Below are 20478 nucleotides of genomic sequence, written 5' to 3' on the forward strand. Positions count from 1 at the left end.
CATAGGCGGGGCCCCCGCTTAACACCTCGCGCACCAGATGTCGTCCGGGGACGGACGCGAGCGCCGGCGGCCCGATGAAATCGGCGGATGCGGATACCGCGAGACGACGCGTCACGGCTGGAATGGTTGTTGTTCGAGCAGTCCACGGTGCTCACCTGGGCCCAGGCGATGGCGGTCCTGCCGCCCGGTCGGGTTCGGCACCTGCTGGGGAGCGGCCGCTGGCATCGGGTGTGCCGCGGGATCCTGCGTGCCGCGCCGGGCGGCCCGTACACCCGGGAGCAGCAGTGGTGGGTCGCGGTGTTGGCGGCCGGCGACGGCGCGGTGCTCGCCGGGCTGGCCGCCGCGCGGGCCGGTGGGCTGCGCGGCGCCTGGCGGTACGACGCGGTGGATGTCCTGGTGCCGCACCAACGCCGGGCGGCCGACCTGCTCCGCCGGCTGCCGCTGGGCCTGCCGCCGGTGCGGGTCCGTCGGGTGCGTCACCTGTCCGCCGCTGACCGGCAGTGGGGCCGGCCGGGCCGTACCCGCATGGCGCGTTCCCTGGTGGACGCGGCCGGGTGGGCCGGCACCGACGACGAGGCGCAGGCGATCCTGGCGGCCGGCTGCCAGCAGCGGCGGGTGACCCCGACGGAGCTCGGCGCGGCGCTGGACCGGTTGCCGCGGGCTCGGAGGCGGCTGCTGATCCGGCAGACGCTGCACGATGTGGCCGGCGGCGCGGAGGCCCTGTCCGAGATCGACCTGATGCGGTTGTGCCGCCGCCACGGGCTCCCGGTGCCGGACGGGCAGGAGCGCCGCCGGGACGCCGACGGTCGGCAGCGTTACCTGGACGCTTACTGGCGGCGCTGGCGGCTGCACGTGGAGGTGGACGGCGCACACCACATGGACGTCCGGCACTGGGCGGCGGACCTGCGTCGACAGAACCGGGTCTGGATCGAGGGCGACCGCATCCTGCGCTTCACCGCGTTCGACGTCCGGCACCGCCCGGCCGAGGTGGTCGCGCAGCTCCGTGCGGCCCTGACCGCCGCCGGCTGGCGCCCGTGACCGCCCTTTGGGTGCAGTTGTCGTTGCCCTGGCGACCACAACCGCACCCAAAGGGCGACCGGTGTTCTCGGGCAGGATGGGCGGATGCGGTGGGAGATTCCGGCGGGGTTGCGGTGGACCGAGCGGACGCCGGTCGGGCGGGCGTGGCTGGCGGAGCTGCCCGCCCGGGTGGCGGAGTGCGTGAAGCGGTGGGAGCTGACCGCCGTCGGGCCGCCGTTCGACTACGCGTTCGCCTCGCTGGCCCTGCCGGCCGAGCTGCCGGACGGCACCCGGGCGGTGCTGAAGGTGCAGTACCCGGACGCCGACAGCCTCCACGAGGCCACCGCGCTGGCGCACTGGTCCGGCCGGGGCGCGATCCGGCTGCTCGCCCACGACGCCGACCGGCGGGCACTGCTGGTCGAGCGGTGCGACCCGGGCACGCCGCTGCACACGCTGCCGGCCGACACCGCGCTCGACGCCGCGCTCGCCCTGTTGCCCCGGCTCGCGGTGCCGGCCGGTCCGCCGTTCACGCCACTCGCCGAGGAGGCGGCCGGCTGGGCCGAACGGATGCCGCTCAACTGGCGCCGGGCCAACCGCCCGTACGAGCGGCGGCTCCTCGACGCCGCGCTCGGGCTGCTCGCCGAACTGGCCCCGGACCAGGGCGAGCAGGTGCTGGTCAACCAGGACCTGCACGCCGGCAACATCCTGGCGGCCGGGCGCGAACCGTGGCTGGTCATCGACCCGAAACCGCTGGTCGGCGAGCGGGAGTTCGCGATCGTGCCGCTGGTCCGCGGCGCCGAGCTGGGCCACTCTCCGGCGGCGGTGCGGCGCCGGCTCGACCGGCTCAGCGCCGAACTGGGCCTGGACCGGGAACGGGTGCGTGGCTGGGCGATCGGGCAGACGGTGGCCTGGAGCATCGGCGGCGACCAGGTCTTTCCGGGCAACGTCGAGGCCGCCCGCTGGCTGCTCGACGAGACATGACCCGGCCGACACGCGCCGACCGAGCCCGGCCCGACCACCGAGCCCAGCGCGACCACCCGGCCCGGCCGCTGACGCCGGGTCAGCGCGCCTGGCAGGTGGCGCACCAGTAGAGGTTTCGCCCAGCCAACGTGCCCCGGCTCACCTCCGTGCCGCAAACGTGGCAGGGCGCGCCCGGCCGCCGATAGACGTACACCTCGCCGCCGTGCCGGTCTACCCGGGGCGCCCGGCCGGTCACCTCCGGCAGGTCCGCGTCGCGCACCGTGTCGATCCGGCCGCGCTCGACCGCGCGGGTCATCAACGTCACCAGGTCCGCCCACAGGTCGGACCAGCCGGCCGGGGTCAGCTCCCGACCGGGCAGCAGCGGGGGCAGCCCGGCGCGGAACAACGCCTCGGTCACGAAGATCAGGCCGGTGCCGGCCACCACGGACTGGTCCAGCAGCAGCGCGGCCAGCGGCGTGGGGCTGCGGCGGATCCGCGCGTACGCCCGATCGGGGTCGGCGTCGGCCCGCAGCGGGTCCGGGCCGAGCCGGTCGCGCAGCGCCGCCACCTCGGGCGGGGTGAGCAGCTCGCAGGCGGTGGGGCCGCGCAGCTCCAGCCAGTTGCGGTCGCTGTGCAGGCGCAGCCGCACCTGGCCGACCGGTGGGGGCGGCTCCCCCGGCCCGTCGGCGAACTTCCCGTACAACCCCAGGTGTACGTGCAACGTCAGCTCGCCGGCGTAGTGGTGCAGCAGGTGCTTGCCGTACGCCTCGGTGCCGTCGAGGACGGTGCCGGTGAGCCGGGCCGCGCCCTCGGCGAAGCGCCCCTGCGGGCTGTCGGCGTGCACCTTGTCGCCGGCGAACAGCTCGGCGTGCCGGGCGGCGAGGCGGTGGATGGAATGTCCCTCTGGCACAGGATCAAGAGTAGTCAGCCGCTCCGACCCGCCACCCGACCGTAGCCAGGTCGAGCACATGGGCCAGGCGGTGGCGCAACACCTTCGCCTGCCCGATCGACAGCACCAGTGCGCCGCCCTCCGCGCTGCGAAGGCTCACCATCGGCTCGGCGGCGGGGTGCAGCGCCCGCACCAGGCCCACCCCGACGACGAACCGGTCGACGTCCACCTGCCGGGCGCGGGAGCGGTGCTGACCCCGGTGCCGGCATCCGTCCCGGTCGCACCAGCGTGGGTGGTCCAGGTCGTCCGGGGCGGCAAGGGTTCCGGTCGGGTAGACGTGCACATGACCGCAGGCTCGGGACAACCCCGGGGCCAGACCAGCGGGGTACGCGTCCAGCCCGGCTCGACCGAGCGCCGCAGTCGCGTGCAGGGTGTGCGCCTCGCAGGTGTACGCGCAGGCGTCCAGCGAGTTCGCCGTGTACAGCTCGATCCGCGTCGTTGCCGGCTGACCGCAGTCGGGCAGGTTGGGTAGGGTGCTCACGGGTCGCCTCCTCGTAGGCGATCAAGGCCCTCGGCAGCGGCGCAATCGCTGGCCGAGGGCCGCCTGACTTGATGCCAAATTATCAGCATTCGTTTGGCCAAATCAAGCGCTGTTTATATTATCAGTTGGCCAACCGATGATCGCGAAAATCATGCTTCACTTGGCCAGTGAGATCATCCAACACATGGCCAACCGACTAGCGGATGCTGTGCGTGCGTTTCACATGGCGCAGGCGACCGCTGCGGCCTCCGCCCAGCGTGCGGCCGAGGATCGGGAGAAGGTCACCGAGGCCCGCGACCAGCTCGCCGTCGCCATCGTCGAGGCATCCCAGAGCGGCATGCGCCAGGTCGACATCGTCCGGGTGACCGGCTACACGCGCGAACGCGTACGCCAGATCCTCCGTTCCCACGGCATCGCACCCGACTGAGGCCGCGCAGCGCCCGTTCCGGGGGCGCGGCCGCACCACGGGACGTCGTTGAATCGACGTTGGTCGAATGAAAGACTGACCCCGGCCGCGCTCGGGAGCCAGTGCGAGCCGTTCGATCCCCGCAGGAGAGCGACGCGCGGGGTGGCACGCCACCCGGTGCTGGGCAGTCCTCTCCGGCAGTCCGCCGTGCCGTCACACCACCACCGGCGCCGCAGTCTGAGGAGAACCAGATGATTCGTACGCTCGGCGCGGCCCTGGCCGCCGCCCTCGCCCTGACCGGCTGGGCCGCCTCGGCCGACGCCGCCCGGTCGCCCGTCACCCCGGTAGCGACACCCGCGCCCACCCCGACGGTGGCGTGCCCGCCCGCGCTGCCGGTCGGCGGCCGCGTGACCGGGGCCACCACCACCAGTCTCACCGTCAGCTACTGGATGATCCTCAGCCCGCCCTGTGGCTACGACCCGCCGCTGCTGGTCAGCCTGTTCACGAGTCGGGAGGACGCCGCCCAGTGGCGCAACCCGGTGGCCGAGGCCCGCACGGGACCGGAGCGCTCCGGGGCGGTGACGATCGGCGGGCTGTCCCCCGACACCGAATACTGGTTCCGGTTCAGCGACACGCACGGCACGCGCGATCCGTACATCATCGGTGGTCCGGACCGGACGCTGCCGACCTCGACCTGCGCCGCCACGGCCACGGTCAGCAGCAGTTGGAGCGGCGGTTTCGTCGCCACGGTCACCGTCCGCAACACCGGGACGGAGCCGGCGCCGAGCTGGNGGCCGACGGCACCGGTCCGGACGTCGCGGTCCGCAACGCCTCCTGGAACGGGACGCTGGCACCGGGGGGTTCGACGACGTTCGGCCTGCTCGTGGCGGCCAGCGCGACGCCGGCCGGCATCACGCCGACCTGCGGCCGGTGACCGGCATGCGGTCGACGGCGGTCCGGCGCGGAAGGAACGAACGGATGAGCATCGGCGGACGCCTCCGGGCGGTCGGGACGGCGCTCGCCGTGGCCGTCACGGCGGTGGTGTTCGGGCCGGTCACGGGCGCGCTGGCGGCACCGGTGACGGTCACCAACGGTACGCAGTTCGCCGACACCGGCGGCAGCCCGGTGCACGCCCACGGCGGCGGCGTCCTCAAGGTCGACAACTACTACTACTGGTTCGGCGAGAACCGCAACCCGGACAACACTTTCCGGGCGGTCTCCGTCTACCGCTCCACGGACCTGCGCACCTGGGAGTTCCGCAACAACGTGCTCACTCAGGCGTCGGCCACCGAGCTGCAGCGAGCCAACATCGAGCGCCCCAAGGTCATCTACAACGCCGCCACCGGCCGCTTCGTGATGTGGATGCACAAGGAGAACGGCTCCGACTACAACGAGGCGCGGGCCGCCGTCGCCTCGTCGGCCACCGTGGACGGCAACTACACCTACCACGGCAGCTTCCGGCCGCTCGGGCAGCACATGTCGCGGGACATCACGCTCTACAACGACAACGGTACGGCGTACATGATCTCGGCCGCCAACGAGAACCGCGATCTGCACATCTACCGGCTCACCTCGGACTACCTGAACGTCGCGACGCTGGTGGGCAACTTCTGGCCCGGCGCGACCCGCGAGGCGCCCGCGATGTTCAAGCGGGGCAGCACGTACTTCCTGCTCACCTCGGCGGCGACCGGTTGGAGCCCGAACCAGGCGCGGTACGCCACCGCGTCGAGCATCTCGGGACCGTGGAGCGGCTGGACGGACGTGGGCAACGGCACCACCTTCAGCTCCCAGCCGGCCTTCGTGCTGCCGATCCAGGGCACGTCCACCACCAGCTACCTGTACCTGGGTGACCGGTGGGCGGGCGCCTGGGGCGGGCCGGTCAACGACTCCCAATACGTGTGGCTGCCGATCACCTTCCCGACCGCCACCAGCATGAGCCTGACCTGGTACCCCTCCGTCACCATCGACGCGGCCACGGGAACGGTCACCGGCAGTTCGCCCACCTACTACCGGGTCACCGCCCGGCACAGCGGCCGGGTGCTGGACGTGATGGACCACTCCACCGCGAACAACGCCGAGGTCAAACAGTGGACCTGGAACGGCGGCGGGAACCAGCGGTGGGAGTTCCAGGACGCCGGCGGCGGCTGGTTCCGCCTGGTCAACGCCAACAGCGGCAAGTGTCTCGACGTCGCCAACGCGTCCACCGCCGACGGGGCCAACATCATCCAGTACACCTGCGGCAGCGGCACCAACCAGCAGTGGCAGTGGGCCGCGCTCGGGAGCTGGTTCCAGCTTCGGGCCCGCCACAGCGGCAAGTGCCTGGACGTGGTCAACGCCGGNAGTGGTCACGTACCCAGTCGTGACGGGCGGTGTCACCGCCTCCACGAGGCGAGACGCTCCGGCCCAGGCGGTGGCGACCGATCGCCGGCCTGGGCCGGGGCACGCCCTGGACGGGTGTCGACTTCCGCGGTCCTGGGTACCTCACTCACTGTCATGCGCGGCCTCCGCGCCTGGATCAGGAGGTGCCAACGTGAAGATTCTGTCCCGCCGGAACCCTCCGGTGCGCAGTACCGATGAGAACGGCGACGGCGTCGTGGACGCCCGCGACGGGAACGCCGTCGCGGCCGGAGCAGCCGGCCAGCCGGTGATGACCGACCGCGACGCGGAGCGCAGCACGTACCGCAGCGGCGCGACCGCCACCGAGGCGGAGCGTGCCGCCGACGCCGAGCGGATCTCCCACGCCGAGCAGGTCACGGACGCCGGACGGGCCGCCGACGCGGAACGGACCGTCGAGGCCGGGCGGGCCGGCGACACCGGGTCGGCCACCGACGCCGAGCGGGTCGAGGTCCTGGCGCGGACCGGCGCGGCGGAGCAGCGGGCCGCGCAGCGCGCCGCCGCGGCGCGGGCGGCGACCAGCCGGCCGTTCGGCCGGAAGGCGCGGCCCGCCGACCCGGACGCCACCGAACGCACCGCCGACCTGCACAGCGACGCTCGGCCCGAGCACACCGCCGACCTGAACGGGGTCGGCCGCCCAGATCGGCCCGTCGACCTGGACGGGGACGGTCGCACGGACCGGCCCGTCGACCTGGACGNNCGGACGGTCGCACGGCCCGGCCCGTCGTCCTGGACGGGGACCGCCGCGCGGATCGGACCGTCGACCTCGACGGGGACGGCCTTGCCGATCGGCCGGTCGACCCGGCGCTGACGAAGAAGCCGCGGGCCAGCCTGCTCGCCACGCTCGGCCTGATCGTGTCCGTGGTCGGCGCACTCTTCGTGCTCTCCGGCACGCTGGCCGGCTACGGCATCGGGCTCGGCGCGGTCGGCTCGGTGCTCGCCGTGCTCGGGCTGATCGCCACCCGACGTCGCCATGTGGCCGGCAAGACCGACGCGTTGATCGGCGTCGCGGTCGGCCTGGCCGCCGTGGTGCTCGGCATCGTGGCGATGACCGGGCAGTTCGACTGGCCGACGACGGACGGCGAGTGGGTGGGCCGGCTCCGCGAGTGGCTTGACTCACAGTTTGCCGATCGGTTCTGACGGGCACATTTTCGATCGCCGGCAGCGCCGGTGGCCCGAACAGCTCCGGTGGTTCACCGGCCGGGCAACACCTCTTTCGGTNCAGGATCTCGGAAGTTGACTTTCGATCGAGCTCATGCAGGCCGAAGGGCCGCCATGACCTTTTCGGGCGACATACCCGAGAGTCATAATTATGCCTTTGAGGTATACCGCTCTCTACTCTCATGTCCTGCCGGCCCGCGGACGCAACAAACGGCCGGGCACGACCTGGCAAACGCAACGATTCGCTGCTGAACGCAACTTCCCACGGTGGATGTCGTCGTACCGGGGCGCATACCGTTGGACCACGGCGCCAGCCCGTGGGCCGACCGTGGCCGGGCGCGCCCGACCCTGGGAGCACCACCATGACGATGGACGCCATCCGCCAGCGCTTTCTGATGTGCCGGCCGACGTACTTCGCCGTCGACTATGCGATCAACCCGTGGATGGACCCGACCGCCCCGGTCGACGCCGACCTGGCGGTCCGGCAGTGGGAGCAGCTTCGGCAGACCTACCTCGACCTGGGCCACTCCGTCGAGCTGATCGAGCCGGTCGCCGGCCTGCCGGACATGGTCTTCGCGGCCAACGGCGGCACGGTGATCGACGGCCGGGCCATGGCGGTGCAGTTCCGCGACCCGCAGCGCGCCGACGAGGCCCCCGCCTACCGGGCCTGGTTCGAGGCCGCCGGCTTCGAGGTGTACGACCCGAAGCACGTCAACGAGGGCGAGGGCGACGTCCTGCTGGTCGGCGACGTCCTGCTCGCCGGCACCGGGTTCCGCACCGCGCACGCCTCGCACGCGCAACTCCAGGAGACCTTCGGCTACCCGGTGGTCACCATGCAGTTGGTGGACCCCCGCTTCTACCATCTGGACACCGCGCTCACCGTGCTCGACGAGCGGACCGTGGCGTACCTGCCGGAGGCGTTCTCCCCGGGCAGCCGGGCGGTGCTGCGGCGGCTGTTCCCGGACGCGATCCACGCCACCATGGCCGACGCGGAGGTGCTGGGGCTGAACGCGGTGAGCGACGGCCGGCACGTCGTGCTGCCCGCGCAGGCCACCGACCTGGCCGCGAAGCTGCGTGACCGGGGTTACGAGACCATCGGGATCGACCTGTCCGAGCTGCGCAAGGCCGGCGGCGGACCGAAGTGCTGCACGTTGCGACTCCGTCAGGGAAAGGCGAGCAAGTGATCATCGACGACATGGTGCGGACCCCGTCCGCGGTCCGGGACGCGGAGCGCCACACGGCGCACAACTACCACCCGCTGCCCGTGGTGATCTCGTCGGCCGAGGGCGCCTGGCTGACCGACGTGGACGGCCGGCGCTATCTGGACTGCCTGGCCGGCTACTCGGCGTTGAACTTCGGCCACCGGCATCCGCGGCTGATCGAGGCCGCGCACGCGCAGCTCGACCGGCTCACGCTGACCAGTCGGGCGTTCGTCCACGACCGGTTCGCCGACTTCTGCCGGGAGCTGGCCGCGCTCTGCGGCAAGGACCTGGTGCTGCCGATGAACACCGGCGCCGAGGCGGTGGAGACCGGCATCAAGGTCGCCCGCAAGTGGGGTTACCAGGTCAAGGGCGTCACGCCGGGCCGGGCGAACATCGTGGTCGCCGAGGGCAACTTCCACGGACGCACGACCACGATCGTCAGCTTCTCCACCGACGAGGACGCGCGGGCCGACTTCGGGCCGTACACGCCGGGCTTCACCGTGGTCCCCTACGGCGACCTGGCCGCGTTGATCGAGGCGATCGACGAGAACACGGTGGCCGTGCTGCTGGAGCCGATCCAGGGCGAGCAGGGCGTCGTGGTGCCGCCGGCGGGCTACCTGCCCGGTGTGCGCCGGGTCTGCACCGAGCGCAACGTGCTGTTCGTGGCGGACGAGATCCAGTCCGGCCTGGGGCGTACCGGCGCCACGTTCGCCTGCGAGCAGGAGGGCGTCGAGCCGGACATGTACCTGCTCGGCAAGGCGCTCGGCGGCGGCATCGTGCCGGTCTCGGCGGTGGCCGCGAACGCCGACGTGCTCGGCGTGCTCCGGCCGGGCCAGCACGGTTCGACGTTCGGCGGCAACCCGCTGGCCTGCGCGGTCGCCACCGAGGTGGTCCGGCTGCTGGCCACCGGCGAGTTCCAGCGACGCTCGGCCGAGTTGGGCGAGCGCCTGCACGCCGGCCTGCGCGGCCTGGTCGGCAAGGGCCTGGTGGCGGTACGCGGGCGCGGGCTGTGGGCCGGACTGGACATCGACCCGGCGCTGATGTCCGGCCGGGAGGCGTGCGAGCGGCTGATGGAGCGCGGCGTGCTGGCCAAGGACACCCACGGTTCGACCATCCGGCTCGCCCCGCCGCTGGTGATCACGGAAGAGGAGATCGACCACGCGGTGGCGCAGCTCGCCGCCGTGCTGGCCGGCTGACCGCGTACGCGAAGCAGGGTGCCGGGACCACGACGGTCCCGGCGCCCTCGCGCGTCGGTGGTCAGGGACGCGGCAGCCGCATCGCCATGGTCGGCGCCTCGGCCATCACCGAGTTCGGCGTGTACGTCGCGTCGCTGGCCGTGTCGGCGGCGCGGCCCACCTGCACGCCCGGGTACAGCTCGATCAGGTCGCCGTCGCCCAGCGTGCGGGACTGCTGCGGCGGCAGCGGGATGCGCGCCGACTCGTCCATCGACCCGCCGGGCCGTACGCCGGAGCCGTTGGTGCTGATGTCGGTGACCACCACCTCACCGCCCCGGCCCAGCGCGAACTCGACATGACTGCGGCTGATCCAGCGCCGGGCCTCGTCGTTGAGCCACTGGCCCAGCGTCACCCCACCGGCGGACTCCGGGGCCCGTCCGACCGCCACCGGGTCGGTCTCGGTGAGCACGAACCGGCGTCGCACCAGCCCGCCGATCCGCACCGCCAGCACCTCGCTGCGCGGGCGCGGCCCGGCGTCGGAGAGGCGCGCACCGTGCCGGGGGCAGGTCGGCGCGCCGGTGCGCAGCGTGGGCGGCGGCTGCGCGGACGGGGCCCGGTCCACGGCGGCCAGGTCGGCGAAGGCGCCGCCACCTCCGCCGCCGCCGAACAGCGCGCAGCCCGGCTCGGGACAGCGCCACTGCCGGGTGAGCAGCTTGACCCCGGCCGGCGAGCGGTTGCCGGTGGTCGGGTCCTGGCCGCCGCCGACGTGCGCGATGAAGACCGGCCCACCGGCGCCGGGCACCGGCGCGAGCACCCGGCCGGCCTGGCCGACCCACGGGTACCGCCCGACGAGCCCGTCCAGCCGGGCCCGGGTGAGCACCGGCAGGCCGAGCAGGTCGGCCACCTCCAGCATCCGGTCACCGGGCTGGTCGAGCACCTCGACCAGGCCGTCGTCGGCCCAGCGGCGGACCACCATCCGCTCGTTGGAGGTGAGGTCCGCGTCCGACAGCAGGGCCCGGTGCACGATCGCGTAGACCGGGACGCTGTCCTCGCCGATCTGCCGGGACAGCGCGTCGATCACCATGCCGAGCCGCAGCAGGCTGGCCGGTCGCCCGCCGTCCAGGTTCTGCCAGCGGATCACCTCGGCCAGGTCGACCACGGCCCGGGCCAGCGAGGGGTCGGTGCAGACCCGCCCCTCGATGGCGTCGAGCACCTTGCTGATCTCGAATCTCATGCCGCGCTCCGCACGATGTCGTCCCTTGACCCGGTCGGGGCCGGTCGCCCCGCCGGGGCACGCCGGTCCACCATGCGACGACCCTACCGGCCACCTCCGACGACGGCGTCGCGGCGCACATCCGGAAAGCGGCGTTCGTCACCTCACGGCCGCCGCCGCGCTCGGGCCGCGCGCAGCGGTCGCCCCACGTCGTGCAGGTGCGCCAACCCCCGCCGGTACGACTCGACCAGCCCGGTCTCGACGTACGGGATGCCCTGTTCGGCGCAGTACGCCCGGACCAGCGGCCTCGCCCGGCGCAGGTTGGCCCGGGGCGTGTTCGGGAACAGGTGGTGCTCGATCTGGTGGTTCAGGCCGCCCAGCGCCAGGTCGACGAACCGCCCGCCGCGCACGTTGCGCGACGTGAGCACCTGCTTGCGCAGGTGGTCGAGGTCGTCGGCGGCGGTGGGCATCGGCATGCCCTTGTGGTTCGGGGCGAACGCGCATCCCATGTAGAGACCCCAGAGTCCCTGGTGCACGGCGGCGAACGCCAGCGCCTTGCCCGGTGACATCACCGCCAGGAGCAGGCCGGCGTAGCCGACGCCGTGCGCCGCGAGCAGCAGCGCCTCCACGCCCCGGTGCCGCATCGGGACCCGCCACCGGCCGCTCGGTCCCCGTCCGGTCAGGGCCCGGACGCTCGCCACATGCAGCGCCAGCCCTTCCAGCAGGAGCAGCGGAAAGAACAGCCACGCCTGCCGCCGGGCCATCCACCGGCTCAGGCCGCGGGTGGCGAGCGCCTGCTCGTACGTCCAGACCAGCGCGCCCGCGCCGACGTCGGGGTCCTCGTCGGCGTGGTTCGGGTTGGCGTGGTGCCGGTTGTGCTTGTCCACCCACCAGCCGTAGCTGAGCCCGACGGCGAGGTTGCCGGAGACCAGGCCGGCCAGTTCGCTGGGCCCGCGACGGCGGAACATCTGTCGGTGCCCGGCGTCGTGGCCGAGGAACGCCACCTGGGTGGTGGCCACCGCCATGCCGGCCGCCAGCGGCACCTGCCACCAGGAGTCGCCAACCGTCGCCACCAGCACCCAGCCGGCCAGGAAGGCGCCCAGGGTGAGCGCGATGCGGACCGCGTACCGGCCGGGTCGCCGGTCGAACAGCCCCGCCTCGGCGACCCGGCGGNGGTCGATGTCGAAGAACTCACCGTCGCCCCCCGGTGCCGCGAGCCGCGCTCCGGTAGGCGACTCTCCGTCACCAATCCTGGCGAGGAAGGTAGCGCTGGGTAATCCCGTCAGCCCCCGCGTTCGACGTGGTGCTGGCCCTACCTCCGGCCGATCGGCGCTCTCAGGACGCCCGGCGGGCGGGCAGGTCGGCCAGCCAGACGTCGGCCAGGTCGGCGAGGGGGACGTCGAGGGCCCGGCTGAGGCCGACCACGGTGCCGAACGCCGGCGCGGGCAGGCGACCCGCCTCGATCTTGCGCAGCGTCTCGGGCGAGATGCCGGCCGCCAGGGCCACCTCGACGAGGCTGCGGTCGGCCCGCGCGGAGCGCAGCGCGGTGCCGAGGCGCCGACCCGCGGCGATCTGTTCGGGCGTCAGTGGTTGGCGGACCATGCCAGCAGGATATGCCCCTCCGGAGCACCCCGGACGGGCGTGGTATAAAAATACCGCACCGGGGAGAGGGAGAAAGTCGTGATCGAGCTGAAGTCCACCAACGAGATCGACCGGATGGCGGTGACCGGCCAGTTCGTCGGCGAGCTGCTCGCCGAGCTGGGCGGTGTCGCCGAGGTCGGCGTCAACCTGATGGACATCGAGCACCACGCCCGCCGCCGGATCGCCGAACGCGGCGCCGAGTCCTGCTACTGGGACTACTCCCCCTCGTTCGGCCGCGGTCCGTTCCGCAACGTGCTCTGCCTGTCGGTGAACGACGCGGTGCTGCACGGCCTGCCGCACGACTACGTGCTGCGCGACGGCGACCTGCTCAGCATCGACATGGCGGTCACCATCGACGGCTGGGCCGCCGACTCCGCGCTCTCCGTCGTCGTCGGCGTCCCCGACCCGGAGGACCTGAAACTGATCGAGGCCACCGAGGTCGCCCTGGCGGCCGGCATCGCCGCCGCCCAGCCCGGCGGCCGCCTCGGTGACGTCTCCGCCGCGATCGGCGAGGTCGCCCGCTCCTACGGCTACGGCGTGAACGGCGAGTTCGGCGGCCACGGCATCGGCCGCACCATGCACGAGGCCCCGCACGTCGCCAACGACGGCCGCCCCCGCCGGGGCATGAAACTCGCCCCGGGCCTCACCATCGCCATCGAACCCTGGTTCTGCCGCTCCACCGACAAGATCAAGTTCGACGACGACGGCTGGACGATCCGGTCCGCCGACGGCTCCCGCACCGCCCACTCCGAGCACACGGTCGCGGTGACGGAAACCGGCCCCCGGGTGCTGACCCGCCGCCCCGCCCCGGCCGACCGCACCGACGGAACGGTCGCCGCAGCGTCCTGAGCAGTCCGTCGACGGCGGCCTCGTCGTTCGGCGACAGGCCAGCCGGGCCCGGTTCTCGCCACCCCGGTTGGGGAGACCGGAGTGGTCAGCCCAGCCGGGCGACGGCGGCATGGAGGCGGGCCAGGTCACGCCGGCGCCGCTCGTATGTGGCCGCGAGGCCGATCAGCAGCAGCCCGCCCAGGCCCAGGAAGATCCACCGGGGAAGCAGGTCCCATCCCCGGGCCAGTTCGTGCAACGCCAGCGGCACCAGCGTCGCCGCGCCCAGCACGACCGGCGCCTGCCAGCGCCGGGCCGCGCCACCGACCACGGCCCCGAGCGCGGCCAGGCCGAGCAGCAGCCGGCGCAGCGGTTGCGGGTCCGGTGCGGCCAGCACGCTCACCAGGCTGGGCAGCAGTGCCGCGCCGAGCCCCGGGCCGAGCGCCAGCCAGCTCGTCAGCCCCGGCCGCCGCCGCAGCGCCAGCAGGCCGGCGCCGAGGGCGAGCGCCGCCGCCGACACCGTGTACGCCTCCAGCAGCACCACCCCACCGGCGGCCAGCAGCAGCCAGCCACCGAGCAGCTCGCTGCCGGCCGCGACCGCCGCGAGCGTCCGGCGTCCGGCCGGCGTCTCGCCGCCGCGCAACACCCGGACCGCGACAGCCACGCCCCACAGCACGCAGACCGCCGCCGCGTGCCGCAGCGCGCCGCCGGTGAGCAGCAGCGCGAGCAGCGCCACCGCCTGAGCCGCCGCCTCCACCCCGCGCCGGCCCACCCCGGCCTGGCCCGCATGGGCTTGGCCCACCTGGGCTTGGCTCGCCCCGCCGTGGCCCGCCCCGGCCTGGCCCGCCCCGGCCTGGCGGGACCGCAGCGCGGGCGCCGCGTGCAGGGTCACCGCCGCGATGGCCAGGACCGCGAAACCGGCGGTACGCAACGGCAGCCCGGCGGCCAGTGACGCGGTGATCGCGAACCCGGTGGCCGCGCCCACGCCGCCCAGCCAGCCAGCCAACCGGACGACGCCCGGCCGCCCGGCCACGCCCGTCACGACACCGGCCAGCACGAGCGCGCCCAGCCCGGCCAGCGTCCCGGCCCGGGTGGCGAGCAGCCCACCGAACCCGAACCCGCCGAGCATCGCCCCCAGCGGCAGCAGCACCGCCGGCGCCACCGGACGCGCACCCGCCGTCGCGGCGCCCAGCAGCGCGGCGAGCCCGAGCCCGAACACCACCGCCGGCACCACCGGCCAGGGCGCGCCGGCGGCCGCGAGCAGCACCGGCAGGGCCACCGCGCCGAACGGCAGCGCCGCCAGCACCGGCAGCCACCGGTCGAACCGCGCGGCCAGCACCGCCCGGGTGTACGCCGCCACGGCGACGCCCAGGAGCAGCAGCACCAGCCCGGCCCGCGCCGCCTCCACCGGCACCGCCGTCGCGGTGGGCGCGCCGGACCAGGGACGGACCGGCAGGCCCCCCAACACCGTCAGCGCGGGTGCGACGGCGGTCAGCAGCGCCGTACCGGCCAACGCGACGCCGACCACCCGTGGGGCGGTCGCCGGCCGCGTCCCACCGCCGGCGGCCAGCGCCAGCAGCGCCCCCGCCACGGCGTAGAGGCCCAGCGGTTCCCGCGCCGCCACCAGCAGCGGCCCGAGGCCGATTCCGGCCAGCGCCACCGCGAGCCCCGCCGAGGCGTACCCGGTCAGGTCGGGCCACCGGCGGCGGACGGCGAGGACGGCGACCACCGGCACCGCGACGGCGGCGGTTCCACCGCGTAGCTGCCACCAGGCGGGCGCGCCCAGGCCGAGCAACGCGACCGCCACCCCGGCCGGTACGGCGGGCAGCGCCACGGCCAGCGCCACGCCGGCGACGACCGGCTGCGCACCCGCTCCGCGCCGGCCGAACGCGGCCACCGCCACCCCGAGTCCGGCGATCACCGCGAGCACGACGACCGCCCCGGCCGGCGCGGCGCAGCCCACCAGCAGCGCGTGCCCGGTCAGCGCGGCGGCGATCGACGCGGCGGCCGCGACGGTGACCCGGGCCGGGCGCGGCCGGACCACGGCGCCCGACAGCAGCGCGGCGGCCACCACCAGGTCGGCGGCCACCACCGCCGGCCAGGGCACGGTCGCCACGGCCGGCGCGGCGAGCACGGTCAGCCCGGCGGCGACCACCCCGATCAGCGGCCGGACCGTCCGGGGGGCCAGCAGCGCCACCGCCCCGGCGACCAGCAGCAGCGCCGGCGGCAACTGCCAACCCCAGGACGGGACCGGCACGGACCGGCCGCCCTGCCAGGCCGGGAACGCGGCGATCGCGGTGGCCGCGCCGATCACCCCGGTCAGCACGACGGTGACCTGTCCCAGGCCGGCGGCGACCGCGTAGGCACCGATCCGGGGGCCGGTCCGCATCCCCGCCGGCACCACCCGGACCGCACCGGCCAGCGCCGCCACCACCATCCCGGCCGCGAGCAGCAGCACCCCGGCGTGTTCGGCGGCGACCGGCCGCAGCAGCGCGGCGGCGAGCACCGGCACCAGCAGACCGGTGGCCACCGCGCGCCACGTCCGACCGCCGGCCGCGTACGCGCCCGCGACCAGTACGAGCGTCGCCACCAGCAGCGGTACGCCGGCGAGCAGCGCCGTGCCGGCCGCCCGGCCGACCGCCAGCGGCACCAGCGCACAGGCCGCCGCCAGGGCCAGTGCCACGCCGTGCCCCAGCCAGCCCAGCACCAGCCCGGCCCGCGCCGCCGCCCCGGACCCGACCGGACCGGCGGCAGCCGCCGGCACACCGCCGGCCCTCGCGGCCCGCCGGCGCAGGGCGACCACCACCACGAGGTCGCCGAGGGCCAGCGCGGTCAGGACCAGCGCCCAACCCGCCGCCGTCGGCCGGGCCGCGGCCGCGACCAGCGGCAGCACCGGCTGCGCGGCCAGCCACGCCGCGAACCACGGCGCGGTGAGCCGGCTGAGCCGGCCGTATCCGGCGGCCACCGCCGCGCCGGCCGCCGCGACCAGCGCGGCGTACCGGCTGCCCGGCCAGTCGGCGACCCCGAACAGGTCCACCGACCAGGCGGCGTACCCGTCCAGGAGCACCAGCAGCAGCCCCACCGAGGCGACCGTCTCGGCGGTGCCGCGCAGCCCGCGCGCCCGGGCCACCAGCGGCGCGGCGAGGGCCAGGACGGTGACGGCGAGCAGGATCAGTGCCCGCCCGGCCACCCCGAACGCGGCCCAGGCGACGGCGGTGAAGACCACCGCGGCGGTGCCGAGCAGCAGTCCACCGAGGACGAAGAGCAGGCCCTGCACCGCCCGGGTGGAGGTCTCCGCGCCGCCGGGGCGTACCCCGGCGGGTGGCAACGGTCGCACCGGCGACGCCGGGGCGACCGGCGGCGGCACGGTGGCCGCCGGTCGCGGCACGGGGATCTCCAGGCGGATCCGGGCGGCCAGGGCGGCCCGCCGCTGCCGGGCCGTGGACAGCCGGCCGGCGAGGTCCTGGTACGCGAGCCGAGCCGCCTCCACCCGCGGGGTCAGCGCCGCGATCTCGCCGTCCAGCCGGATCACCTCGGCGGCGGGCGGGTACGGCGGGCGACCGCAGCCGCGGCATCCGACGGCGAGGTCGGCCGGGGCGCCGCACCCGGGGCAGGGGTAGCCGGTGTTCTCCACCCCGACAGCTTCGTGGGCGGCGGGGCGGGCGGACAGAGTAGGCGTACCTAGGGTCGGGTGTGCTCGCGCACCCAGGCGGTGTAGTCGGGGTTGCCGCTGTCCTCCCGGCTGACCAGGATCTCCGGCACCTCGTACGGGTGGCTGGCGCGAAGCTGGTCGACCAGCGCGTCCACCCGGTCCGGCGCGGTCTTGAACCGGACCGCCCACTCGGCGGTGGTCTGGATCGCCGACTGCCACCAGTAGGTGCTGTCCACCGGCCCCGTGACCTGGGCGCACGCGGCCAATCGACCGGCGACGGCGGCGGCGGCCAACACGTCCGCGACCCGGCGGGCGTCCACCACGGTCGTCACCACGCAGATCTGCTCCACGAGCGCACCCTACGCGGCGTCCGGGCCGCTGGGACATATCCGGCGCGGGAATTCCACTCAGGCGTCGGTCGTGCCGTCCCGGTTGGCCGCGATCCACCTGTCGATCCGGGCCCACCAGTCGAACAACCAGTCGATGCGTTCCTGCTCGCCGGTCGGGACCTCCTCGGGCGGCACCGACCAGAACCGCATCACGATCCGCTTGTCCATGGGCAGCTCGCGCCACACGTCCGCGACCGTGAGCATCTGGTCCAGGCCGGTGTGCGCCACGAAGATCACCCCGGCGTCCGGGGCGGCGTCGAGCGCGGCCAGCATCCCGCCCGGCTGCGGGGCCAGGACGTGCTGCATCCGCTCGGCGCGCAGGGCCATCCGTTCCAGGCCGAGCCCGCGCAGCCGGGCGATCGCGCGCAGCCGCCGCCCCGGGGTGAAGTTGCCCCCCTCGGGGAAGATCACGAAGGCGTCGTCGTCGTCCAGCCCGGTGGCCAGGTGCCCGATCTGCCGTACCGCCGACTCCCGGCCGTCCGGGCCGGGCGCGATGAACCGGTTGGGCAGCCGGTTGAGCAGCACGTCGATGGCCGGGTCCCACTGGAGGCTCTCCTTGAGCACGATCCGGGGCTCCCGGTGGAACCAGTTCACCAGCGCGTGGATCAGGATGAACGAGTCACCGGGCCCGGCGTGCCGGCAGAGCACCAGCTCGGGGCGGCCGGGCAGGGCGGTGTCCGGGTCGGTGCCGACCACGTCGATGCTCAGCCGCAGCGTCCACCGGGCCTGCCAGAACAGCACCCGCAGGAAACGCCCGGCGACCACGTAGTGGGCCCGCTGGAAGGCCGGCGACCGCTTGTACGCGCCGAAGCCCGAGNGGTGCCGATCCAGAGCAGCCGCAGCGGGCGCAGCCGCCCCGGCACCAACGGCGACGCGGCCAGCGCGAGCAGTGCCCAGCCCGGCAGCGTGGTCACCACGGCGACGGCGAGCAGCACCACGCCGGGGGCGAGCAGCAACCGGCGTACCCATCGGGGTGGTAACGGCATCAGCGCTCCAGCACGGTGTCCAGATAGCGGCGGGACGCCGTGTACGCCCGGCTGATCCGCCGTCCCACGGCCGCCATGTCCCGGTACGCCCACGGGCTGTCGTCGCGCGGCTCCGCGCCGCCGGTCGGCAGCACGTGCACCTCGACGCCCTCGGGCAGCGCCGCCATCTCCCGGGCGAACCGGTGCCGGCGGGCGATCTCGAACGCGACCTGGGCGATCTCCCAGGGGCGGCGCGGCGGGCTCAACGCGCGTTCGATCCGGCCCACCTGGAGCACGAAGATCCTCCTCGCGCCGGCCGCCACCGCCTCGCCGACCGGGATGGAGTTGACCACCCCACCGTCGATGTAGTGCTGACCGGCGATCTGGGCCGGTGGCAGCAGGCCGGGCACCGACGCGGACGCGAGCACCGCCGGCACCAGTGGGCCCTCGGCGAACCAGTGCTCGGCGGCCCGCTCGATGTTCGCGGCGCAGCAGCGGAACGGCACCGTCAGGTCGGCGAACGTGGTCTCCTCGCCCAGCTCGCTCTCCAGCAGCCGGCGCAGCGGGCGGGGCGAGTGCAGGTGGGTACGCGCGGCGAAGCGGCGCAACTGCCGGGCGACGGAGTCGCCGTACACCTCGCTCGCCTCCGGCGAGGCCCAGAGGCGGACCAGCCGGTCGGTGACCGCCTCGGTCGGATCGGCGGCGACCAGGGCGCCGTTCACCGCGCCGATCGACGTGCCGATCACCAGGTCGGGCCGGACCTGGGCGCGGAACAGCGCACGCAGCATCCCCACCTCGACCGCGCCGAGCACTCCCCCGCCGCCGAGCACGAACGCCACCGGACCCGCCGCCATGCCGTTCATCCTGGCACGCGGCCCACGATCCGGCCGGCCGGGCCGTCTCCTCGCCGGCCCCGCCCGGTCACCGCGAGCCACCACGGATGCGCTCCGCGCGATCGGCGACGTGGACTGTTGACAGGTAAGACACATTCACGCAACCTGATAGCGCTCCCGAGCCCAGGCAGGTGCGCGAGGTGAAGGCGACACTCCAGGCCGGCCGCCTGCTGGCCCGGCGGTACCGACTCATCGACCGGATCGGCGCCGGCGGCATGTCGGTGATCTGGCGAGCCCGCGACGAGGTGCTCGACCGGGTGGTGGCGGTGAAGGTCCTCGCTCCCTCGCTCGCCGCCGACGCCCGTTTCCGCGACATGGTGCGCGAGGAGGCCCGCTCCGCGGCCCAGCTCGACCACCCGCACGTCACCGCCGTGCACGACTACGGCGAGACGGTCGCACCCGACGGCTCGATCACCTCGTTCGTGGTGATGGAGCTGCTCAGCGGCGAGGAGCTGGACCACCGCCTGACCGAGGGGCCGCTGCCCTGGCCGGCTGCGGTGGAGACCGGCGCGCAGGTGGCCGAGGCGCTGGCCGCGGCGCACCGGCTCGGCATCGTCCACCGGGACGTCACGCCGGCCAACGTCATGATGACCGCGACCGGGGCGAAGGTGCTCGACTTCGGCATCGCCACCCGGGTCGGCGCGCCGGACGAGGACGAGGACGGCGGCACGTTCGGCACCCCGGCGTACGTGGCGCCGGAACGGCTGGACGGGGCGCCGGCCCAGCCGGCCACCGATGTCTACTCGCTGGGCGTCCTGCTCTTCGAGACGCTGACCGGCCAGCCGCCGTACCCGGCGGAGACCTGGGAACAGCTCAGCGCGGCGCTGGCGGAGAGCGCACCACCCAGGCTGGACGGCGTACCGGGGCTGCCCGGCCCGGTCGCGGAGATCTGCCTGCGCTGCCTGGCCCGGGATCCGCGGCGGCGGCCGACCGCGCACCGGGTGGCGGCCGTGCTCCGCGACCAGTTGCTGCCCGCCGACCCGCAGGCCGCCACCATGCTCGCGCCGACCATGACGCTGCCCGCGCTGACGCCCGCACCGCCGCCGGAGCCGCCGGCCGCGCCGACGGTTCCGCCAGCCGCGCCGCCGATGCCACCGCCGGTCACGCCCGGCACGCCGGGGGGTACGCCGCCGGCCCGGCGGCGGGCCCTCGCCC

General features: G+C 74.7%; 19 protein-coding genes and 1 pseudogene. 10 read left to right on the plus strand and 10 right to left on the minus strand.

Translation table 11 applies throughout. From position 1 onward, the window contains the following. Positions 1-87: 87 nt before the first annotated feature. Together B1205_RS07970 and B1205_RS07975 are read left to right on the plus strand one after the other, a co-directional pair. A complete protein-coding gene (locus tag B1205_RS07970) occupies positions 88-1038 on the plus strand; it encodes an endonuclease domain-containing protein (protein WP_089155033.1) in 951 nt (316 codons plus the stop codon). 84 nt (positions 1039-1122) lie between these two features. After that, positions 1123-1998 (plus strand): aminoglycoside phosphotransferase family protein, encoded by an 876-nt coding sequence (locus B1205_RS07975; RefSeq protein WP_089155034.1) that lies wholly within the window; start codon positions 1123-1125, stop codon positions 1996-1998. Positions 1999-2077: 79 nt separating this feature from the next. Here B1205_RS07975 and B1205_RS07980 read toward each other — a convergent pair whose 3' ends face one another. Together B1205_RS07980 and B1205_RS07985 are read right to left on the minus strand one after the other, a co-directional pair. Continuing rightward, entirely contained in the window at positions 2078-2887 is an 810-nt protein-coding gene (locus B1205_RS07980; protein WP_089155035.1) for an Fpg/Nei family DNA glycosylase, read from the minus strand. Positions 2888-2891: 4 nt separating this feature from the next. Beyond that, positions 2892-3407, minus strand: a complete 516-nt coding sequence (locus B1205_RS07985) for a hypothetical protein (protein ID WP_089155036.1) — start codon at positions 3405-3407, stop codon at positions 2892-2894. 136 nt (positions 3408-3543) lie between these two features. Between B1205_RS07985 and B1205_RS07990 the strand changes: the two genes are divergently transcribed. Continuing rightward, on the plus strand, positions 3544-3834 hold the full coding sequence (locus B1205_RS07990; protein WP_089155037.1) for a hypothetical protein: 291 nt from the start codon (positions 3544-3546) through the stop codon (positions 3832-3834). A gap of 451 nt (positions 3835-4285) precedes the next feature. Here B1205_RS07990 and B1205_RS31055 read toward each other — a convergent pair whose 3' ends face one another. Then, a complete protein-coding gene (locus B1205_RS31055; RefSeq protein ID WP_254909792.1) occupies positions 4286-4561 on the minus strand; it encodes a hypothetical protein in 276 nt (91 codons plus the stop codon). On the opposite strand from B1205_RS31055, the gene B1205_RS31060 reads away from it, so the two are divergent. From B1205_RS31060 to rocD, 5 genes are all read left to right on the plus strand, one after another. Beyond that, positions 4538-4747: a cellulose binding domain-containing protein gene (locus tag B1205_RS31060; RefSeq protein ID WP_254909793.1), complete on the plus strand. Its 210-nt coding sequence runs from the start codon at positions 4538-4540 to the stop codon at positions 4745-4747. The genes B1205_RS31055 and B1205_RS31060 overlap by 24 nt on opposite strands. 44 nt (positions 4748-4791) lie before the next feature. Beyond that, positions 4792-6390: an RICIN domain-containing protein gene (locus B1205_RS08000; protein ID WP_089155038.1), complete on the plus strand. Its 1599-nt coding sequence runs from the start codon at positions 4792-4794 to the stop codon at positions 6388-6390. Between the two features lie 672 nt (positions 6391-7062). Then, complete coding sequence (locus B1205_RS31065) at positions 7063-7347, plus strand: hypothetical protein (RefSeq protein ID WP_254909794.1); 285 nt, start codon at positions 7063-7065, stop codon at positions 7345-7347. Between the two features lie 389 nt (positions 7348-7736). Further along, the gene (gene ddaH, locus B1205_RS08010) at positions 7737-8552 is read left to right on the plus strand and encodes a dimethylargininase (protein ID WP_176308513.1); all 816 of its coding nucleotides are present in this window, start codon (positions 7737-7739) and stop codon (positions 8550-8552) included. Beyond that, entirely contained in the window at positions 8552-9766 is a 1215-nt protein-coding gene (gene rocD, locus B1205_RS08015) for an ornithine--oxo-acid transaminase (protein WP_176308512.1), read from the plus strand. The genes ddaH and rocD overlap by 1 nt, the downstream gene beginning before the upstream one ends. Before the next feature lie 61 nt (positions 9767-9827). Here rocD and B1205_RS08020 read toward each other — a convergent pair whose 3' ends face one another. The 3 genes from B1205_RS08020 to B1205_RS08030 form a co-directional block, all read right to left on the minus strand. Beyond that, the gene (locus B1205_RS08020; protein ID WP_089155040.1) at positions 9828-10979 is read right to left on the minus strand and encodes an FHA domain-containing protein; all 1152 of its coding nucleotides are present in this window, start codon (positions 10977-10979) and stop codon (positions 9828-9830) included. Between the two features lie 143 nt (positions 10980-11122). Beyond that, positions 11123-12139 carry a fatty acid desaturase family protein gene (locus B1205_RS08025; protein ID WP_089155041.1) on the minus strand — a complete coding sequence of 339 codons (1017 nt, stop codon included), beginning with the start codon at positions 12137-12139 and terminating at the stop codon, positions 11123-11125. Between the two features lie 154 nt (positions 12140-12293). Next, positions 12294-12560: a helix-turn-helix domain-containing protein gene (locus tag B1205_RS08030; RefSeq protein WP_089155042.1), complete on the minus strand. Its 267-nt coding sequence runs from the start codon at positions 12558-12560 to the stop codon at positions 12294-12296. 78 nt (positions 12561-12638) lie between these two features. On the opposite strand from B1205_RS08030, the gene map reads away from it, so the two are divergent. Further along, the gene (map, locus tag B1205_RS08035; RefSeq protein ID WP_089155043.1) at positions 12639-13448 is read left to right on the plus strand and encodes a type I methionyl aminopeptidase; all 810 of its coding nucleotides are present in this window, start codon (positions 12639-12641) and stop codon (positions 13446-13448) included. 85 nt (positions 13449-13533) lie between these two features. Here map and B1205_RS08040 read toward each other — a convergent pair whose 3' ends face one another. The 4 genes and pseudogenes from B1205_RS08040 to B1205_RS08055 all read right to left on the minus strand — a co-directional run bounded on the left by B1205_RS08040 (position 13534) and on the right by B1205_RS08055 (position 19284). Further along, positions 13534-17058 carry an SCO7613 C-terminal domain-containing membrane protein gene (locus tag B1205_RS08040; RefSeq protein ID WP_089155044.1) on the minus strand — a complete coding sequence of 1175 codons (3525 nt, stop codon included), beginning with the start codon at positions 17056-17058 and terminating at the stop codon, positions 13534-13536. 47 nt (positions 17059-17105) lie between these two features. Next, positions 17106-17426: a divalent-cation tolerance protein CutA gene (cutA, locus tag B1205_RS08045; RefSeq protein ID WP_089155045.1), complete on the minus strand. Its 321-nt coding sequence runs from the start codon at positions 17424-17426 to the stop codon at positions 17106-17108. Positions 17427-17483: 57 nt separating this feature from the next. Further along, positions 17484-18451, minus strand: a pseudogene (locus B1205_RS08050) (1-acyl-sn-glycerol-3-phosphate acyltransferase). After that, positions 18451-19284 carry a patatin-like phospholipase family protein gene (locus B1205_RS08055; protein ID WP_089155372.1) on the minus strand — a complete coding sequence of 278 codons (834 nt, stop codon included), beginning with the start codon at positions 19282-19284 and terminating at the stop codon, positions 18451-18453. The pseudogene B1205_RS08050 and the gene B1205_RS08055 overlap by 1 nt, the downstream one beginning before the upstream one ends. Positions 19285-19463: 179 nt before the next feature. Between B1205_RS08055 and B1205_RS08060 the strand changes: the two genes are divergently transcribed. Beyond that, a partial coding sequence (locus B1205_RS08060; RefSeq protein ID WP_254909795.1) for a serine/threonine-protein kinase occupies positions 19464-20478 on the plus strand: 1015 nt, incomplete at its 3' end.

The sequence above is a fragment of the Micromonospora sp. NBS 11-29 genome, from assembly GCF_002140155.1.
Lineage (GTDB): Bacteria > Actinomycetota > Actinomycetes > Mycobacteriales > Micromonosporaceae > Micromonospora.